This is a genomic window from Epilithonimonas zeae (assembly GCF_900141765.1).
Lineage (GTDB): Bacteria > Bacteroidota > Bacteroidia > Flavobacteriales > Weeksellaceae > Epilithonimonas > Epilithonimonas zeae.
The window spans coordinates 287,434-302,193 of sequence record NZ_FSRK01000001.1 but is presented as its reverse complement, the minus strand read 5'-3'; the positions used below and the strand labels follow the sequence as shown (position 1 = coordinate 302,193).

At 35.6% G+C, this 14,760-nt stretch carries 14 protein-coding genes; 4 read left to right on the top strand and 10 right to left on the bottom strand.

What is annotated here, in order from left to right; genetic code table 11:
• Window positions 1-75 precede the first annotated feature (75 nt).
• The 7 genes from BUR19_RS01320 to BUR19_RS01290 all read right to left on the bottom strand — a co-directional run bounded on the left by BUR19_RS01320 (window position 76) and on the right by BUR19_RS01290 (window position 7,523).
• Window positions 76-477 carry a hypothetical protein gene (locus tag BUR19_RS01320; protein WP_245799004.1) on the bottom strand — a complete coding sequence of 134 codons (402 nt, stop codon included), beginning with the start codon at window positions 475-477 and terminating at the stop codon, window positions 76-78.
• Between the two features lie 110 nt (window positions 478-587).
• Window positions 588-2,168 (bottom strand): DHA2 family efflux MFS transporter permease subunit, encoded by a 1,581-nt coding sequence (locus BUR19_RS01315; RefSeq protein ID WP_074233133.1) that lies wholly within the window; start codon window positions 2,166-2,168, stop codon window positions 588-590.
• A 147-nt stretch (window positions 2,169-2,315) separates the two neighbouring features.
• Window positions 2,316-3,431 carry an HlyD family secretion protein gene (locus BUR19_RS01310; RefSeq protein ID WP_074233132.1) on the bottom strand — a complete coding sequence of 372 codons (1,116 nt, stop codon included), beginning with the start codon at window positions 3,429-3,431 and terminating at the stop codon, window positions 2,316-2,318.
• A 59-nt stretch (window positions 3,432-3,490) separates the two neighbouring features.
• Window positions 3,491-4,789, bottom strand: coding sequence for a TolC family protein (locus BUR19_RS01305; protein ID WP_245799003.1), 1,299 nt, complete (start codon window positions 4,787-4,789; stop codon window positions 3,491-3,493).
• A 33-nt stretch (window positions 4,790-4,822) separates the two neighbouring features.
• Window positions 4,823-5,452, bottom strand: a complete 630-nt coding sequence (locus tag BUR19_RS01300; RefSeq protein WP_074233130.1) for a TetR/AcrR family transcriptional regulator — start codon at window positions 5,450-5,452, stop codon at window positions 4,823-4,825.
• Window positions 5,453-5,671: 219 nt separating this feature from the next.
• Complete coding sequence (locus tag BUR19_RS01295) at window positions 5,672-6,349, bottom strand: hypothetical protein (RefSeq protein WP_139297241.1); 678 nt, start codon at window positions 6,347-6,349, stop codon at window positions 5,672-5,674.
• Between the two features lie 67 nt (window positions 6,350-6,416).
• Entirely contained in the window at window positions 6,417-7,523 is a 1,107-nt protein-coding gene (locus BUR19_RS01290; RefSeq protein WP_074233128.1) for a DNA polymerase III subunit, read from the bottom strand.
• A 209-nt stretch (window positions 7,524-7,732) separates the two neighbouring features.
• On the opposite strand from BUR19_RS01290, the gene BUR19_RS01285 reads away from it, so the two are divergent.
• The 3 genes from BUR19_RS01285 to BUR19_RS01275 are packed head-to-tail and all read left to right on the top strand — an operon-like array spanning window position 7,733 to window position 10,686.
• Window positions 7,733-9,010 carry a hypothetical protein gene (locus BUR19_RS01285; RefSeq protein ID WP_074233127.1) on the top strand — a complete coding sequence of 426 codons (1,278 nt, stop codon included), beginning with the start codon at window positions 7,733-7,735 and terminating at the stop codon, window positions 9,008-9,010.
• Between the two features lie 20 nt (window positions 9,011-9,030).
• Window positions 9,031-9,627, top strand: a complete 597-nt coding sequence (gene lptC / locus BUR19_RS01280; protein ID WP_074233126.1) for an LPS export ABC transporter periplasmic protein LptC — start codon at window positions 9,031-9,033, stop codon at window positions 9,625-9,627.
• 9 nt (window positions 9,628-9,636) lie between these two features.
• Window positions 9,637-10,686 (top strand): anhydro-N-acetylmuramic acid kinase, encoded by a 1,050-nt coding sequence (locus BUR19_RS01275; protein WP_074233125.1) that lies wholly within the window; start codon window positions 9,637-9,639, stop codon window positions 10,684-10,686.
• Between the two features lies 1 nt (window position 10,687).
• On the opposite strand, the gene BUR19_RS01270 is transcribed toward BUR19_RS01275, so the two are convergent.
• A complete protein-coding gene (locus tag BUR19_RS01270; RefSeq protein ID WP_074233124.1) occupies window positions 10,688-11,074 on the bottom strand; it encodes an orotate phosphoribosyltransferase in 387 nt (128 codons plus the stop codon).
• 36 nt (window positions 11,075-11,110) lie between these two features.
• On the opposite strand from BUR19_RS01270, the gene BUR19_RS01265 reads away from it, so the two are divergent.
• Window positions 11,111-11,722 (top strand): NUDIX hydrolase, encoded by a 612-nt coding sequence (locus BUR19_RS01265; RefSeq protein ID WP_074233123.1) that lies wholly within the window; start codon window positions 11,111-11,113, stop codon window positions 11,720-11,722.
• A gap of 15 nt (window positions 11,723-11,737) precedes the next feature.
• Here the strand turns inward: BUR19_RS01265 and BUR19_RS01260 are convergent, their stop codons facing one another.
• Together BUR19_RS01260 and gldJ are read right to left on the bottom strand one after the other, a co-directional pair.
• Window positions 11,738-13,009: a UDP-N-acetylmuramoyl-tripeptide--D-alanyl-D-alanine ligase gene (locus BUR19_RS01260; protein WP_074233122.1), complete on the bottom strand. Its 1,272-nt coding sequence runs from the start codon at window positions 13,007-13,009 to the stop codon at window positions 11,738-11,740.
• 84 nt (window positions 13,010-13,093) lie between these two features.
• Window positions 13,094-14,701: a gliding motility lipoprotein GldJ gene (gene gldJ, locus BUR19_RS01255; RefSeq protein ID WP_074233121.1), complete on the bottom strand. Its 1,608-nt coding sequence runs from the start codon at window positions 14,699-14,701 to the stop codon at window positions 13,094-13,096.
• Window positions 14,702-14,760: the final 59 nt, after the last annotated feature.

Sequence of the window (14,760 nt, the reverse complement as noted above, 5' to 3'; positions counted from 1 at the left end):
GAGCGAGCAAAACACCTTTACCCGAGCGAACAAAAACTCTTTACTCGGACGGGCAAAGATCCTTTGTCTGAAAGTTTATTTATCACCAGTCATTTCTTTGAGATTCTCATCTTTCATCTTAGCCTCTATTTTTTCGACTTTCAGGCTTTGTCTTAGATATCCAAACAGGCTCATATACCAGTTGGCAATCCATACCAAGGAAAAAAATGCTAACAGATAACCGCGCCAATCATCGTACAACAACTGGAATTGCGTAATTACCAGAAATATAATACTGATGTAATGGCTGAAACAATATTCGCAGGTGAAAAGATAGAAGAATTTCCGCTTCGTAATAGATTCTGTACTACCACAGATTTTTTGGCAATATTCTCTTGGTTCTCGGAAAATCTCCTCATGGGTTACTGTCCAAGCGATGCAGGCAACGGGAATCGCAATGATGAATAGGTGCAATATTTGGGATAGTAATGGCATCATAACTTTGATTTTGAATGGATTGATAATTCAACTACCATTAAAATCAATGCCAAAAAAAACTCAGAACCAATCAAGATTCTGAGTTTCTAACAAATAACTAAAAAAATAAATTAATGAGCAGCGCTCAGGTCGATTTTCTCGCCTTTGCCTTTTCGTTCTCTTACGAAGAGCACAAAGGGAATACATATCAAAAACATCAATCCCAAGTAAAGGAAAACATCCATATAAGATAATACTGTTGCCTGTTTGGTCACCGAGAAGTCCAGCATTTGATAAGCGGCATTCAGCGCTCTGTCTGGTGTGTAACCTTTGGCGATGAAGCTGGCTTTGAGTGCTGCAACCCTCTGTTGAACATCAAAATCGTTGACATCCAGGTGCGACACCAAATTGCTTCTGTACAATTCACTCTTGTTGGCAATGAAAGTTGTAATTGCTGCAATCCCGAATGAACCGCCTAACTGTCGCATCATCCCTGTAAAAGCAGCACCTTGCCCAATCTCGGGGCCTTTGAGCGTACTCAGCGATAACGATGTAATCGGGATGAATAGTAGACCTAATCCCATTCCTCTTACAATCAGCATCCAGAAGAAGGCATCTTTTCCGGTGTCTGGCGTCAGGATTTTATATCCCCAAAAACTGTAAACGAAGAAGATGAATAAGCCTAATGCTACCAATATCTGCTGCTTGGCACCTCTGGTTAACAATTGACCTATGATCGGCATCATAAAAGCGGTCGTCAATGCAGCAGGAATCATTAATGCTCCGGATTGTAATGCCGTCCATCCCAAAATACTTTGTGTATAAAGCGGAACGATAAACGTTGAACCATATAAACCGAATCCTAAAATGAATGACATCACGGTTCCAATTCTAAGATTTCCGTTCTTGAGAACACGAAGTTCCACAATCGGATACTTGAAGGTGAGTTCTCGCCAAATAAATAATATGAATCCTACAACAGCAGTAATCGTCAATACTACAATGGCTTTACTGGCAAACCAATCGTCCTCGTGGCCTCTTTCCAAAATGTATTGTAAAGAACCCACAAACGCTGCTAATAATCCAATCCCAATCCAATCGACATCGGAAGCCGAACGCTTCTCAGAATATCGCGGACTTTTCACAAATTGTAATGTTAATAACGTTGCAATAATTCCCAAAGGAATATTGATATAAAAGATATAAGGCCAGCTGTAATTGTCAACAATATAACCTCCTAATGGCGGACCAAGCGTTGGCCCGATAATCACGCCCAATCCGTAGATAGCCTGAGCCATACTTCTTTTTTCAACAGGATAAGATTCGGTGATAATGGTTTGTGAAGTTACCAAAAGTGCTCCACCACCAATCCCTTGACACAAACGGAAAAATACCAGTTCCCAAATATTGGTCGCATTACCACAGAGAAAAGAAAAAATCGTGAATATGATAATGGATACCGCAAAGTAATTTCTACGCCCGAACTGTTGGGAAAGCCAACTCGTCATTGGAACGATAATCACGTTACCAATGGCATAAGCCGTGATTACCCAACCTACTTCAGAAAGTGTTGCACCAAGGTTACCCTTCATCTCGTTAAGTGCCACATTCACGATGGTGGAGTCCACAATCTCAAGAAGCGCACACATAATCGCCGTGATGGTAATAATGGTTCTGCGAAATCCGTATTCTACTAATGAATCGTCTTGCATTTTTTAATGTATTTCTTCAACGCAAAGGCGCAAGTTTGTTAATATCAGTGTATAAAAAGCTAAAAAAAAATCTTCGATTCTGATTTGCAGCTTTTCTAATTATTAATAAATCTACTGAGCGACTTTGCGATAAAATTGGTAGGTTAATTATTTCAAGGAAACAACAGTTTGAACATTCATCCCAACACGTAGTTTTTTCATAATATCTTCGTTAAGATTGTCGAAAGTAATTTTAACAGGAAGTCTCTGAACGACTTTTACGAAGTTACCACTCGCATTATCCGGAGGAAGCAATGCAAATGCAGAACCCGTTGCCGGAGAGAATGAACTGATTGTTCCCTGGAATTTTTGGTCAGGATAAGCATCGATTTCGATTTCTACTTTCTGACCTTCCACCATTTTCTCAACCTGAGTTTCTTTATAATTCGCTACAACCCATTTTTGGTTGCTCAAAACTACACTGAACAATTGTGAACCGGCTTGGATAAACTGCCCTACCTGAACAGGAATTTTAGAAACATAACCATTTTCTTTAGCTGTAATCACCGTGTAAGAAAGATTCAGTTTTGCATTATCTACATCCACTTGTCTTTGTTTTAATTGAGAATTGGCGATACCGACATTTTGATAGGTTGCATTAGATTGAGATGTAACAACTCCGGTCTGAACATTAGCCTGATTCTTTTGGTCAATCAAAACCTGAAGTTGTTTCTGAGCGGTTTGATAAGCTGCAGATGCCTGCTCATATTGTTGCTGCGTAATGGTGTGGTCTTTTACCAATTCCGAATATCTCTTCATATCCTGCTCTGTTCTCCAGACATTCACTTTTGCTGCTTCTATTTGTGCATTAGCCGTTTGAACTGCCGCTCTGGAATTACCGATTCCTGTTTTTGCTGCTTCCGAACCAGCCTGAGCGGATGCTACATTGCTTTGAGCCGTTCCTAAAGCTGCTTCTGCCTGTTCCAAAGCCATTTTCTGGTCTCTGTTATCAAGAACAACAAGCGTATCTCCTTTTTTCACGAACTGATTGTCCTTAACTTTTACTTCTGCAACGTAGCCTGATATTTTAGAAATTACTGGACTTACGTCTGCTGCGATTTGTGCATCGTCCGTTTCTTCGTGAGCCTGACTGTATTGGTATTCTCTAACACCAAAGAAAGCTGCTCCCAAAACTGCAACCGCAACGATAACGTAGAATACAGGGCTTTTTTTCTTTTTTGCAGGGATTTCTCCTTGTTCGAATTTTATATTGTCTTGTGCCATTTTATTTGTTTAAAGTTTTTTGTTCTAAGTTTAAAGTTCTTTTTATCATTAATCGATTATTATTGATTAATAATTCCTGTAGTTTGTAATAATTTTTTGTGAGCTAGTGCGGCGTCTGCTTTAGAGGTAACCACATTCACGTTCGCTGTGATTCTTGCCGTGTCAGCATCCAGAAGGTTGGTAATGGTTTCCAGACCGTTGTTATATTTATTAAGTGTAATTCTATAATTTTCTTCCGCTTGCTCTAATGCTCTTTGATAAACATCGATTTTCTTGTGCGCATAGAGGTCATTCTGATAATCACGTTTTACTTCCAAAGTCACATTGTCATTTAACAAATCATTGTTTGCTGCCAATTCCTGTTCTCTAGCTTTAGATTGCATCAAACTTGAATTCTTTTTCCAGATATTAGAAAGATTATATTGAATTCCAACTCCTACATTCACAGCATTTGTAATCGTTAAAAGTTTCGGAATATCGGCTGCAACGTAACCACCTGTGAAGGCTAATGAAGGAAGGTTTTCTGCTTTTGCAGATTTGGTTCCAAGTGCTGCTGCTTTTCTTTGATAATCCAAAGCTTTCAAATCATTTCTGCTTTCTCTGGCCAAATTCAGATAATAATCATCCGGTTTTGCAAGGTCATCTTCTCCTATATAATTAGAATCAACTTCGATTTCTGTATTGTCAGGAAGTCCAAGAAGTAAATCCATATTGATGTTGGCAATGCTGTAATTGTTCTCCGCTTCCATCAACTGTAATTCGATGTTAGAAGTCTGAAGTTGCGCTTTCAAACGGTCATTTCTTGCGATGACGCCGTTGTTTTCTAATTTGATGAAGGATTGATCTCTTTTCTGTGAAGATGCCAAATTCTCTTTCAGCAATTTCACCACTTCATTCGCCTTGAAAAGGTTATTGTAAGCCTGAGAAATGTTGTAAGCAATCGCGTTCTTGTCGTTTTCAGATGTTAGTTTAGAAGCTTCTACAAGATATTCTGCAGATTTGATTCCGTATTTGATTCTTCCTCCCAAGTAGATTGGAACCGATAGATTTGCTGAGCCATAAAGAACATTGCTCACTTTTGGTCCGCCTCCGGACATTCCTGGAATTTTCAGATCTACATTCGGTTCCAAAGGCAAATACAAATAACTTCCCGAAACCGTCAGTTCCGGTAACTGCCTGTTTTTCGCTGCCAAAAGATTGGCTGTAGATTCTTCTATTTTAGCTTGATCTATTTTTAGATTTTTGCTATTTGCTATTCCCAATTTCACAGCTTCTTCCAGACTCAACACTCTTTTTTCCTGCGCGGAAATGGAAGAGAAAGTCATTATTAAGAATACTGTTGCAAAAAATTTATTCACTTTAGTAATTATTGTTATAGTTGTGTGTAATGATTATCCTTGGTAACCAACCAGCGCTCTTACAATTGTTTTCACGTGGTCAGATGCTTCCTGGAAATATTGATTTTCATATAGTTTCTCGTCGAAATCTGAATTATGTTTTTTTAGATATTCCTTATACATTTTAGTGCCATGCATTGCATTGAAAATCGTTCCCGAAATGGTACATTGTAAAAGATGATAAGATGGTTTTTTAGTAAAAATTCCTTTTTCCAGACCTTGTTCTATAATCTTTTGATTGATTTCTATATAATTGATTTTGGATGCTCTAAGAAAATTCTGAATATTTTTATTCTGACTGATAACTTGTTGCGTATGAACAAGCAAAAAGAAATCTCTCAATCTCTGAACTCGGTTTACGAAATTATCTATAAAAGCATCAATTTTTTGAATTTCGTTCAGTTCATTATTTTCTAAAATATTCTTCGCAAAGTTTAGTCCTTCTTCCATTCTCCATTTGAAAAGCTCCTCCATCAAGTTTTCCTTTGAACCGAAATAATAGGAAATCATAGACACATTGACCTTTGCTTTGGTCGCAATATCTCTCACCGAAGTCCCATTATAGCCATTGGCAGCAAAGAGTTTCTCCGCAACCATCATAATATGTTCTTCTTTTGTTGGCATAATTGATTTTTAACGGCGCAAAGTTAAATCAAAAACACATTCAATCAAACATTTGTTTGATTAATTTTTTATTAAGGAATTATAGACATTGTAAATAAATGCCTACTGGAAAAATCAAATTATACTTAATGAAGTACGAGAAATATTTAATAACAGTGTTTTGTAGATTGAGAACCTAATCAACTACAAGATGAGAAAATCAAAAAAATAGCAATTTAATTATTCTGGAAAAACCATATCCAGACTTCTGTAATCTATCCACTCTGCAAACTTCTTACTGCTATTGCTGATGACACTTACAAATATTTTATTTTCTTTGGTATCCAGATTATTTTTGTAAATGACAAAATAAGTCGCGTTATTTTTGTCATCCTTCCATTTCATCGCCTCTTCCGTAATATGGTCGGTTTCATATTCGCCGTTTTCATCTAAAAAGAGTGGATTTTTTTTGGTGTTTTCACGTTTTTTATAAAAGGTTTGTTTGCCGAATTTTTTATTGAACTCGGCTATCAACGATTCACAGTTATTGTTGTTTTCCAATTCCAATTCGTAAACAAAGGCATTATTGTCCTTTTTCATGTAAAAGACGACCAAATTTGTGATTTTTCCGATATTCAAATCGTTAAACTTAAAATCATTATCCGGCGAAAACCAGAATTCTTCATAATCCAGATTCAGATTGACTGTCGTTGAATAATTGTCATTTTTGTCCAGATTAAAACCTTTCAGGATTGTATCTACACTTGTGTTGAGTGCAATTTTATCAACCTGAATTGTCTGCTTCTTTTTAGTCTTTACGGTATTAACTTTAACCCTATTTTCGACTTCTTTTTTCTCTTGTCCATTGCAAGAATTCACCAATAATAGAATAACGGATAGAAATAATATTTTTTTCATTGTGTTCAGAATATTTTTAAAATTCAACAATAAACTAAGAAGTAACAGTCAGATTTAAAATCTAAAACTAATTTGAAGCTTTATGAATATATCTGGTCAATTTGATTCCCATATCGGTCAACACAATTTTGGAATTGGCGTTTCTGGAAATGTGGTAAGAGGCGTCTGTGATTTCCTCAACAATAGAAACAATATTAGCACCGTGAATGAACTTGGAAAAAGATTGCCAGTTGAAATTACCTTCACTCAATTTCTTATAAACAAGATTATCATTTCCATAATTTTGAAGCATCGCCAGACGAAAAATCTCAATACAATAATTGAGGAATTTCATTTGTTTTTCACGATTCCACTCGGAGATTTGTCGCGCCCATTTTACGATTTCACGGAGAACTTCGGGTTTCTTTTTAGCCTGAAATGCATTCCGAACCCATTGGATAAATAAAGTCTCGAATTCCGAAGCACCTTCGTTATTTTCTGATAATGATTTAGCCAAATTCCAATCGCCCTGAGCCTGATAAGCAATTTCTTTTGCCGAATTATGGTTTTGAAGCTGGTCTAAAATATCTTCATCATTAATTCTCGGAACATTGACAATCTGACATCTTGATAAAATGGTTGGTAAAATATCATTGGTACTTGGCGCACAAAGAATAATGAATGTATTTTTAGGAGGTTCTTCCAGAAACTTCAGGATTTTGTTGGCTGCCGCATCGTTCATTTTGTCAGCTCGCCAAACGATAAGAATTTTGCTTCCACCTTCAAAACTTTTCAGATTGAATCTTTGTCCGATATCTTCGGCTTCATCTGCAGAAATGAAAAATTGTTTATTCTCAGATTCCAGGAAACTCGTCCAATCATCAAACGATGAATAAGGGTTTTCCAGAACCATCTCTCTGAAATTGTCGAAAAAACGTTTACTCAGCGAAACATTCTTCTCAGAAAAAACCGGAAAACTGAAATGCAAATCAAGATGATTGAGATTCTCGACCTTATGAACAGATGCAGGATTTTCTTTTTCAAAAATCTCCTGAGCCATCGCCAAAGCCAAAGGTAAAACACCAAAACCTTCTTCTCCTACGAAAAGCTGCGCGTGCCCTACTCTAGAATCCTGAATACTATCCTGTAAAAGATTTTTGATGGATTGCTGACCAATAATCTGTTCCCATTTCATACTCGCAAAGATAATATTTTCGTTAGAAGTCGGATGGCAGATGGCAGAAGTTTTTCGGTGAATTTGTTAAAAAATGAGGTAATCTAACAATCTTTATCAACTATCGGAAAATAACATTAATCTATCGAAGGTACTTAACAAACTTTAACCCAAATATATTTTTGCAATTCATTATTAATTAAGATATTTGCGCATTGAAATTTTAAAGGATGAAGAGAATTTTTGTTTTATCATCATTGGTGGCAGGATATTTCCTGAACGCTCAAAGTATTGGTAATTCGCCATACGGAGCTTATGGAATTGGAGATGTAAAATATGATAACACAGTCGATATTAGTTCAATGGGAGGTATTTCCACGGCTTACATTTGGGACTTTAATAATAATTTTAATTTCCGAAATCCAGCTGCGAATACCAACTTGGAACTTACCACTTTGAAAGTAGAAGGCACAAACGAAAATAATTATTACAGATCTGACTTTAATAATATAAAATCAGATAAACATTCGACATATCTATCCAATATATCGATAGCTTTTCCTATTTCCAGAAAAGTGAAATTCGGGATGGGTTTCCAGCCATACAGCTCTAAAAGTTATGATATTGTAAAAAGCCAAGCTTTACAGGATAGTCAAGTAACACAAGTGACTAATTTCCACGGTGAAGGTTCTTTGAATACTGTTCAGGCAGCACTTTCTTATCAAATCAACCCAGAATTTGCTTTAGGTCTTAGATCTAATTTCTATTTCGGAAAGTTGTATGATATTGAGGAATCTGCTTTTACCGGAGCAGAATTAATCAGTGGATATTCTAACAGTTATAGAGTAAGTGCGTTCAATTTTACATTGGGAACAACTTATCAGAAAAAACTGGAAAACAATCATAAACTGACTGTTGGTGCAACTTATACGATTGGTAACAGTGGAACCTTGAAAAACACTTACACTAACAGTACCTATTATTACTTAATTGGTGAAACTAAAGGTGGGGAAACAATCATAGATGAGCAAGTTAATTATGACAAGAAATTTCTTCCACAAGAAGCTTCTCTTGGTTTAGGTTATGGTAAAGACACCAAATGGTTTTTGAGTGCACAGCTAGACTACAAAAAAGGTGAAAGCATCAACTTCCTAGGCTCACCAATTTTCTATCAGGATTCTTACAGATACTCTGTCGGAGGATGGTATTTGCCGAACTACAACAACTTCCGTTCTTACTTCTCAAGAGTTATTTACCGTTACGGTGCTTATTATGAAAAAGGAGGTTTACAGTTGAATGGAACTAACATCAACAAATATGCAATCACTGCAGGTGTTACACTTCCATTTGAGAAAAGTACAATCAACCGTATGAACAGCATCGATCTTGGAATTGAACTTGGAAAAAGAGGAACCTTGGATAACAATTTAATTCGACAAAATTTCATAAATTTGAGGATTGGGATCAACTTTGCTGACAAGTGGTTTGCGAAGCGCCTATACAACTAATGAAAGTACACTGATAATCTATGAAGGATTATTATTCAAAAATATTTAAACTAAAAACATCACAACGATTCATTTTGTTGCTGATGTTTTTTCTTATTCAGTCCTGCGAAGAAGATATTGCGAAAGTTAGTAACGAAAAGAAAAAGACCAATTTTGCATCCCAGGTTATCTACAATGGTAACATTATTCAAAAAGATTCTGGGCAGGTTAAAGTTAACTTCCGTGCGCCTTTGATCGAAAAGTATGAGTTGATAGACTCGCCTTATGTAGAAGCTAAAAAAGGAATTTATCTGGAATTTTTTGATAAAAAATCAAAAGAGCCTGGTAAAATTTGGGCAAAATATGCTAGAAACGACATCAAAAAGAATTTCTACTTCGCAAAAGGACGAGTGAAAATTATCACAACCGAAGGCCAGACTTTTGTAACAGAAACCATTAACTGGGATCAAAACGAGCATAAAATGTACACCAAAGACACTGTTTTTGTTTCGGATAAAGACGGAAACATCCTTGTTGGCGCGCATGGAATGGTCGCTAAAGACGACTTTTCAGAATACACTTTTTTCAACAATTCCGGAAGTTTCACTTCTTCGAATTTACCTGCAACCAGCAAATAGTTTTTGATGATGTCAAGTTTTCATGCTATTGGTTTGATGTCTGGAACTAGTCTTGATGGATTGGATATTTGTTATGCAAAATTCACTCAAACCAATTCTATTTGGAATTTCGGGATTCTGAATTGTGAAACACTTCCCTATTCGTCTGATTGGGAACAATCTTTACGGAATGCAGTAAATCTATCCAGTGAGGAACTTCTAAAATTGAATTCTGATTATGGATTTTATCTTGGAGAAAAAACTTCAGAATTCATTTCAAAAAATAAAATTATCAATCTTGATTTGATTGCCTCTCACGGTCACACGGTTTTTCATCAACCAAAAAATAGATTCACGTTACAAATCGGAGACGGAAGAGCAATTAAATCAAAAACCAATAAAACCGTTATCTTCGATTTCCGAAGTCAGGATGTAATTCTGGGAGGAAATGGAGCGCCTTTGGTTCCAATTGGTGACGAACTGTTGTTTTCGGAATTTGATGCCTGCCTTAATCTTGGTGGATTTTCTAATATTTCTTTGAAACGAAATGGAAAACGTTTGGCTTTTGATATTTGTCCCGTCAACATTATTCTGAATGATTTGGCGTTGAAACTTGGAAAGAAATATGATGAAAATGGAGATTTGGCTAAATCCGGAATGATTGATTACGAACTTCTTGAACAATTAAATCAACTTAAATTCTATGAGGAAAAAGCACCAAAATCTTTGGGAACAGAGTGGATTAAAGAACAAGTTTTACCATTGATAAAAACACAAAAACCCGAAAATCTTCTGGCAACTTTCACAGAACATTCTGCAGTTCAAATTGCTAAAGTTTTGGATGAATTTGAGATAAAAAACGTCTTGATAACCGGCGGTGGAACTTACAACAATTATCTTATTGAAAAGATAAAAGCAAAGACCAAAACCGAAATCCAAATTCCAAAAAAAGAAATTATTGAATATAAAGAAGCTTTGATTTTTGCTTTTATGGGTGTTTTGAGATTACAGAATCTCAATAATGTTTTGTCATCAGCAACAGGAAGTTTGTACGACCATTCTTCCGGTTTGATTTGCTAAATTAAAGTTGCTCGATTTTATCTGTCAAAGAATTGATGAAATTCTGAAGTGGTTTTTCTACCATCATTTTGATAAACGGATTGAATTTTCCTTCGAATAACAGCTGTACTTCTGTTTGATTTTCATTAAGAGGATTCATTGCGCCTGTCAATGCAAAATCTAGACTAGAGCTTGCAGATTTCAGAACTACTTCTTTATCAGAAACATTATCAATTTTCAAAGCAATTTCCGGCATTCCCTTCAACCCAAATTTGAAACCATCTTCTCTAGCTTCGAAACTTTGCAGACCTTCTGGCATCAAATCTTTGTAATCCTCAGGATTTTTAAGCATTCCTGCCAATTCTGATGAAGATTTATTTACAATAATTTTTCGTCCTTCTAAATTCATTTTTATATTTTTGTATTAATATTAATAGCCTTACAAATGTATAAAGTTTTTATCAATGAGAAAAGATTAATTTTGAGTTCTGAACCTCAAAATAGTCCTAAAATACTGAATTACGATGGGTCGCATAGTTTCGACTTTGCTATTGATTTGTTAGAAAATACAGCTTCGCAAGGTCTTAATATTTATCATAAAGATGTAGAGGAACTATGGACTGATTTCAGAAATTATTTCAAAAATATAGAAGCTGCCGGTGGCGTTGTCATCAATCCGGAAGATAAAATCCTTTTTATCCACAGATTAGGAAAATGGGATTTGCCCAAAGGTAAAATCGAAAAAGGCGAATCCAGAGAAGTAGCTGCCGTCCGTGAAGTAGAAGAAGAATGCGGCATTTTCAATCTTGAACTGAAGGATTTTATTAATTCTACTTATCACATTTATACGGAAAGAGACGGCAAGAAAATCCTTAAAACCACTTATTGGTTTGAGATGTTTTACTCCGGAAATGAAACGCCGAAGCCACAAATAGAAGAAGGCATTAATGAAGTTGGCTGGAAAAATGAAGAAGAAATCGAATCGCAAATTCTACCTTCAACATTTCAAAATATTAAATTGATTCTGAATGATTTCAAAAATAAAAAACCTCAATAATCTGAGGTTTTTCTTTTATATATAATCGATTATTTTTTCGAGTGCAATTCCTCGCGAGGCTTTTAATAAAACATTTTCATTCTTGATTGGATCAGCTTTTAATTTTTCAATCAGTTCTGAAGTATTCTCAAAAGCATTATCTGAATGATTAACCAATTTGAAATTCGGGCCAACAGTAATTATTTCATCAAATCTACAAGATTGTGCAAAATCTAAAATGGCCTGATGTTCCTTCAAACTTTCTTCTCCAAGTTCCAACATATCGCCAATGATAATCGTCTTAGTTCCTTCGAAAGTTTTGAAATTTTCTAAAGAAACCTGCATACTGCTCGGATTGGCATTATAGGTATCCAAAACTAAGGTTTTATTACCTTTTTTTTGGATTTGCGAACGCATATTGGAAGGAACATAATTTTCTATCGCTTTCTTAATTTCAGAAATATTGAGTCCAAAATGTAACCCTAAAGCAACAGCCGCAGAGATATTATCATAATTATATTTGCCTGTAAGATTAGAAAAAATCTCAGTTCCCTGATAATCTAATCCTACAAAATGGTCTTTATAAACCGGCAAAAAGTAATAATCTGAGTCTGACTTTCCAAAAGTAATTTTCGATGAATAATCAACCGTCTTCTCTTCCTGAATCACATCATTCTGATTAACCAGAATATTTTGATGATGATTTTTCAGATAATCGTAAAGTTCCGATTTTCCCTTGATTACGCCTTCGTAGCCACCAAAACCTTCAAGATGAGCTTTTCCAAAATTGGTGATATAACCGATATTTGGTTTAGCAATTTTACAAAGGAATTCAATTTCTTTCTGATGATTGGCTCCCATTTCTATGACAGCAATCTCGTGTTTTTGTCTGATTGAAAGAATCGTCAAAGGAACTCCAATATGATTATTAAGATTACCGAAAGTGTACTGAACTTTAAATTTCTCAGCTAAAACATTACTGATTAATTCTTTGGTTGTAGTTTTACCATTACTTCCCGTTAATCCAATGAAAGGAATATCTAATTGCTCTCTATGATAAATAGCTAAATTCTGTAAAAATTCTAAAGTAGAAGAAACGTAAAAGATATTATTTTTGGCATCATAATACTTCTCATCTTCTACAATAACGGCCAAAGCTCCTTTTTCAATTGCTTCTGTGGATTTCTCCGCCGCATTATAACTTTCTCCAGAAAAGGCAAAGAAAATGCTCTCATTCTCTATCTTTCTACTATCTATGACAACATTCTTGCTTTGCAAGAAAATAGGGTAAAACTCGCTGATATTCATAGCTCAAAAATATTAAAATGCTTCTATATAAAAACAAAAAACAGCAGAAAATTCTGCTGTTTTTTACATATCTATATTTTGATATTATCTTTTTGTACGTCCAGTTTTGGAGTTTTTAGCATCTTGTGCTACACGGAAACCAACCCAGCCATATCCTTTCATTTGATTTTTAAATCTTCTTTGTCCCGGATCCAACCAGTATGCAGAATCTAACCAAGAACCTCCTTTTACAACCCTACTGTAGTCATTGATTTGAGAAGTTGCTTTGTTTTTATCTTTTTGTAGAACTACACTTCCATTTTTGTTAACAATGAAAGTTGGTTTAACAGAGTTGTACATGTTATACTCTGAACTATCACTTGGAGGCGTGCCACCAGCATCTAATGAAGATTGATAATCACCATCTCTGTAGTTTCTATTATCCTCAACCACTTTTCTTTCAAATTCTCCAGGTAATCCTTTGTAAACCAAACGACCATCTGCTAATGTATCATACTTGATTTCCATATTACCCACTTTTTTGTAAGATCCATCCTCATTTTTAACAGCTTGAACCACTACGTTTCCTCTGAAATAGTTGAAGTCACTAAATTCCTCATCAATCATTGGTCTGTAGATATCAGCAACCCATTCTGCAACGTTACCATACATTCCGTAGATTCCAAGATCATTAGAAGGATATTGTTTCACGTCTGCAGTGGTAGGAGATCCATCGTTTTTCCAACCAGCAACACCAGAGTAATCACCTCTACCTTGTTTAAAGTTTTCCAGGTACATCCCGCGGTTTTTACCTTTTTTACCTTTAATTTTATCCATTTGAGTATTCTTACCTAAGTAATTGTTATACTCTCTTTCTTTCTGAAGTCCCAAAGCGGCAAATTCCCATTCAACCTCTGTAGGAAGTCTGAATTTTTCAACCACGCCTGATGCAGCATTTCTGTTAGCAGCAGCAATTTTTTCGTTAGTCGTTTTGATTCCGCTTCTTTGCTGTAGTTTTTTCTTATCAATATAAGCATCCATTTCCGCATCATTGGATTTGAATTTGTCCATATTGAAAGTCGCACCAGCAGTTGCAGCTTTGTCAGCAGTATAAACATCTTTCGATATTACACCCTGTCTCATCAACGCTTTTTCATTCGCTCTATCAGTCAACCAGTCACAATATTTTGTTGCCTGTAACCAAGAAACACCTACAACCGGATAATAATCATATTCTGGAGATCTGAAATAAGTCTCTGCGTAATCATTACGAGATAACTTGTTATTCCAAACTAAAGTATCTGGCAAAGCCCCTGTATATATATGTTTGAAGCTAGGATCAGAAGAAGGAAAAACAAACTTAAGCCAAGTGGTGTATTCTCTATATTCTGAATTGGTAATTTCTGTATCTCCAATGAAGAAAGAACTTACCTGCATTCTTCTTGGTGTATTATTCCAATCATGCATTACATTGTCTTCCACAAGCCCCATCGTAAAAGTTCCACCCTCTACATAAACCATTCCTGGCCAAGCTTTAGGCTTTTGCTGTTTACCCGAGAAGAACCACCCGTCTTTTTCGTTGGGCTTCCATCCGGTTTTGCTGACAAAACCTTTAGTACCACCACCTTTCTTCGAGTTCCCTCCGCCTCCACAACTTACTAAAAGTAGCGTTGAACTTAAAGTAATGATCGAAAACAACCTTATTTTTTTCATAATCTGCTATAGAAATTTTCAAAGTACAAAGAAAAAGGAAATTCTTTAATTAATCAAAT

Bases quoted from the DNA above. Each gene is read 5' to 3' on its own strand.
- BUR19_RS01320 (WP_245799004.1), bottom strand. From the start codon at position 477: ATGATGCCATTACTATCCCAAATATTGCACCTATTCATCATTGCGATT.
- BUR19_RS01315 (WP_074233133.1), bottom strand. From the start codon at position 2,168: ATGCAAGACGATTCATTAGTAGAATACGGATTTCGCAGAACCATTATT.
- BUR19_RS01310 (WP_074233132.1), bottom strand. From the start codon at position 3,431: ATGGCACAAGACAATATAAAATTCGAACAAGGAGAAATCCCTGCAAAA.
- BUR19_RS01300 (WP_074233130.1), bottom strand. From the start codon at position 5,452: ATGCCAACAAAAGAAGAACATATTATGATGGTTGCGGAGAAACTCTTT.
- BUR19_RS01295 (WP_139297241.1), bottom strand. From the start codon at position 6,349: ATGAAAAAAATATTATTTCTATCCGTTATTCTATTATTGGTGAATTCT.
- BUR19_RS01290 (WP_074233128.1), bottom strand. From the start codon at position 7,523: ATGAAATGGGAACAGATTATTGGTCAGCAATCCATCAAAAATCTTTTA.
- BUR19_RS01285 (WP_074233127.1), top strand. From the start codon at position 7,733: ATGAAGAGAATTTTTGTTTTATCATCATTGGTGGCAGGATATTTCCTG.
- lptC (WP_074233126.1), top strand. From the start codon at position 9,031: ATGAAGGATTATTATTCAAAAATATTTAAACTAAAAACATCACAACGA.
- BUR19_RS01275 (WP_074233125.1), top strand. From the start codon at position 9,637: ATGTCAAGTTTTCATGCTATTGGTTTGATGTCTGGAACTAGTCTTGAT.
- BUR19_RS01270 (WP_074233124.1), bottom strand. From the start codon at position 11,074: ATGAATTTAGAAGGACGAAAAATTATTGTAAATAAATCTTCATCAGAA.
- BUR19_RS01265 (WP_074233123.1), top strand. From the start codon at position 11,111: ATGTATAAAGTTTTTATCAATGAGAAAAGATTAATTTTGAGTTCTGAA.
- BUR19_RS01260 (WP_074233122.1), bottom strand. From the start codon at position 13,009: ATGAATATCAGCGAGTTTTACCCTATTTTCTTGCAAAGCAAGAATGTT.
- gldJ (WP_074233121.1), bottom strand. From the start codon at position 14,701: ATGAAAAAAATAAGGTTGTTTTCGATCATTACTTTAAGTTCAACGCTA.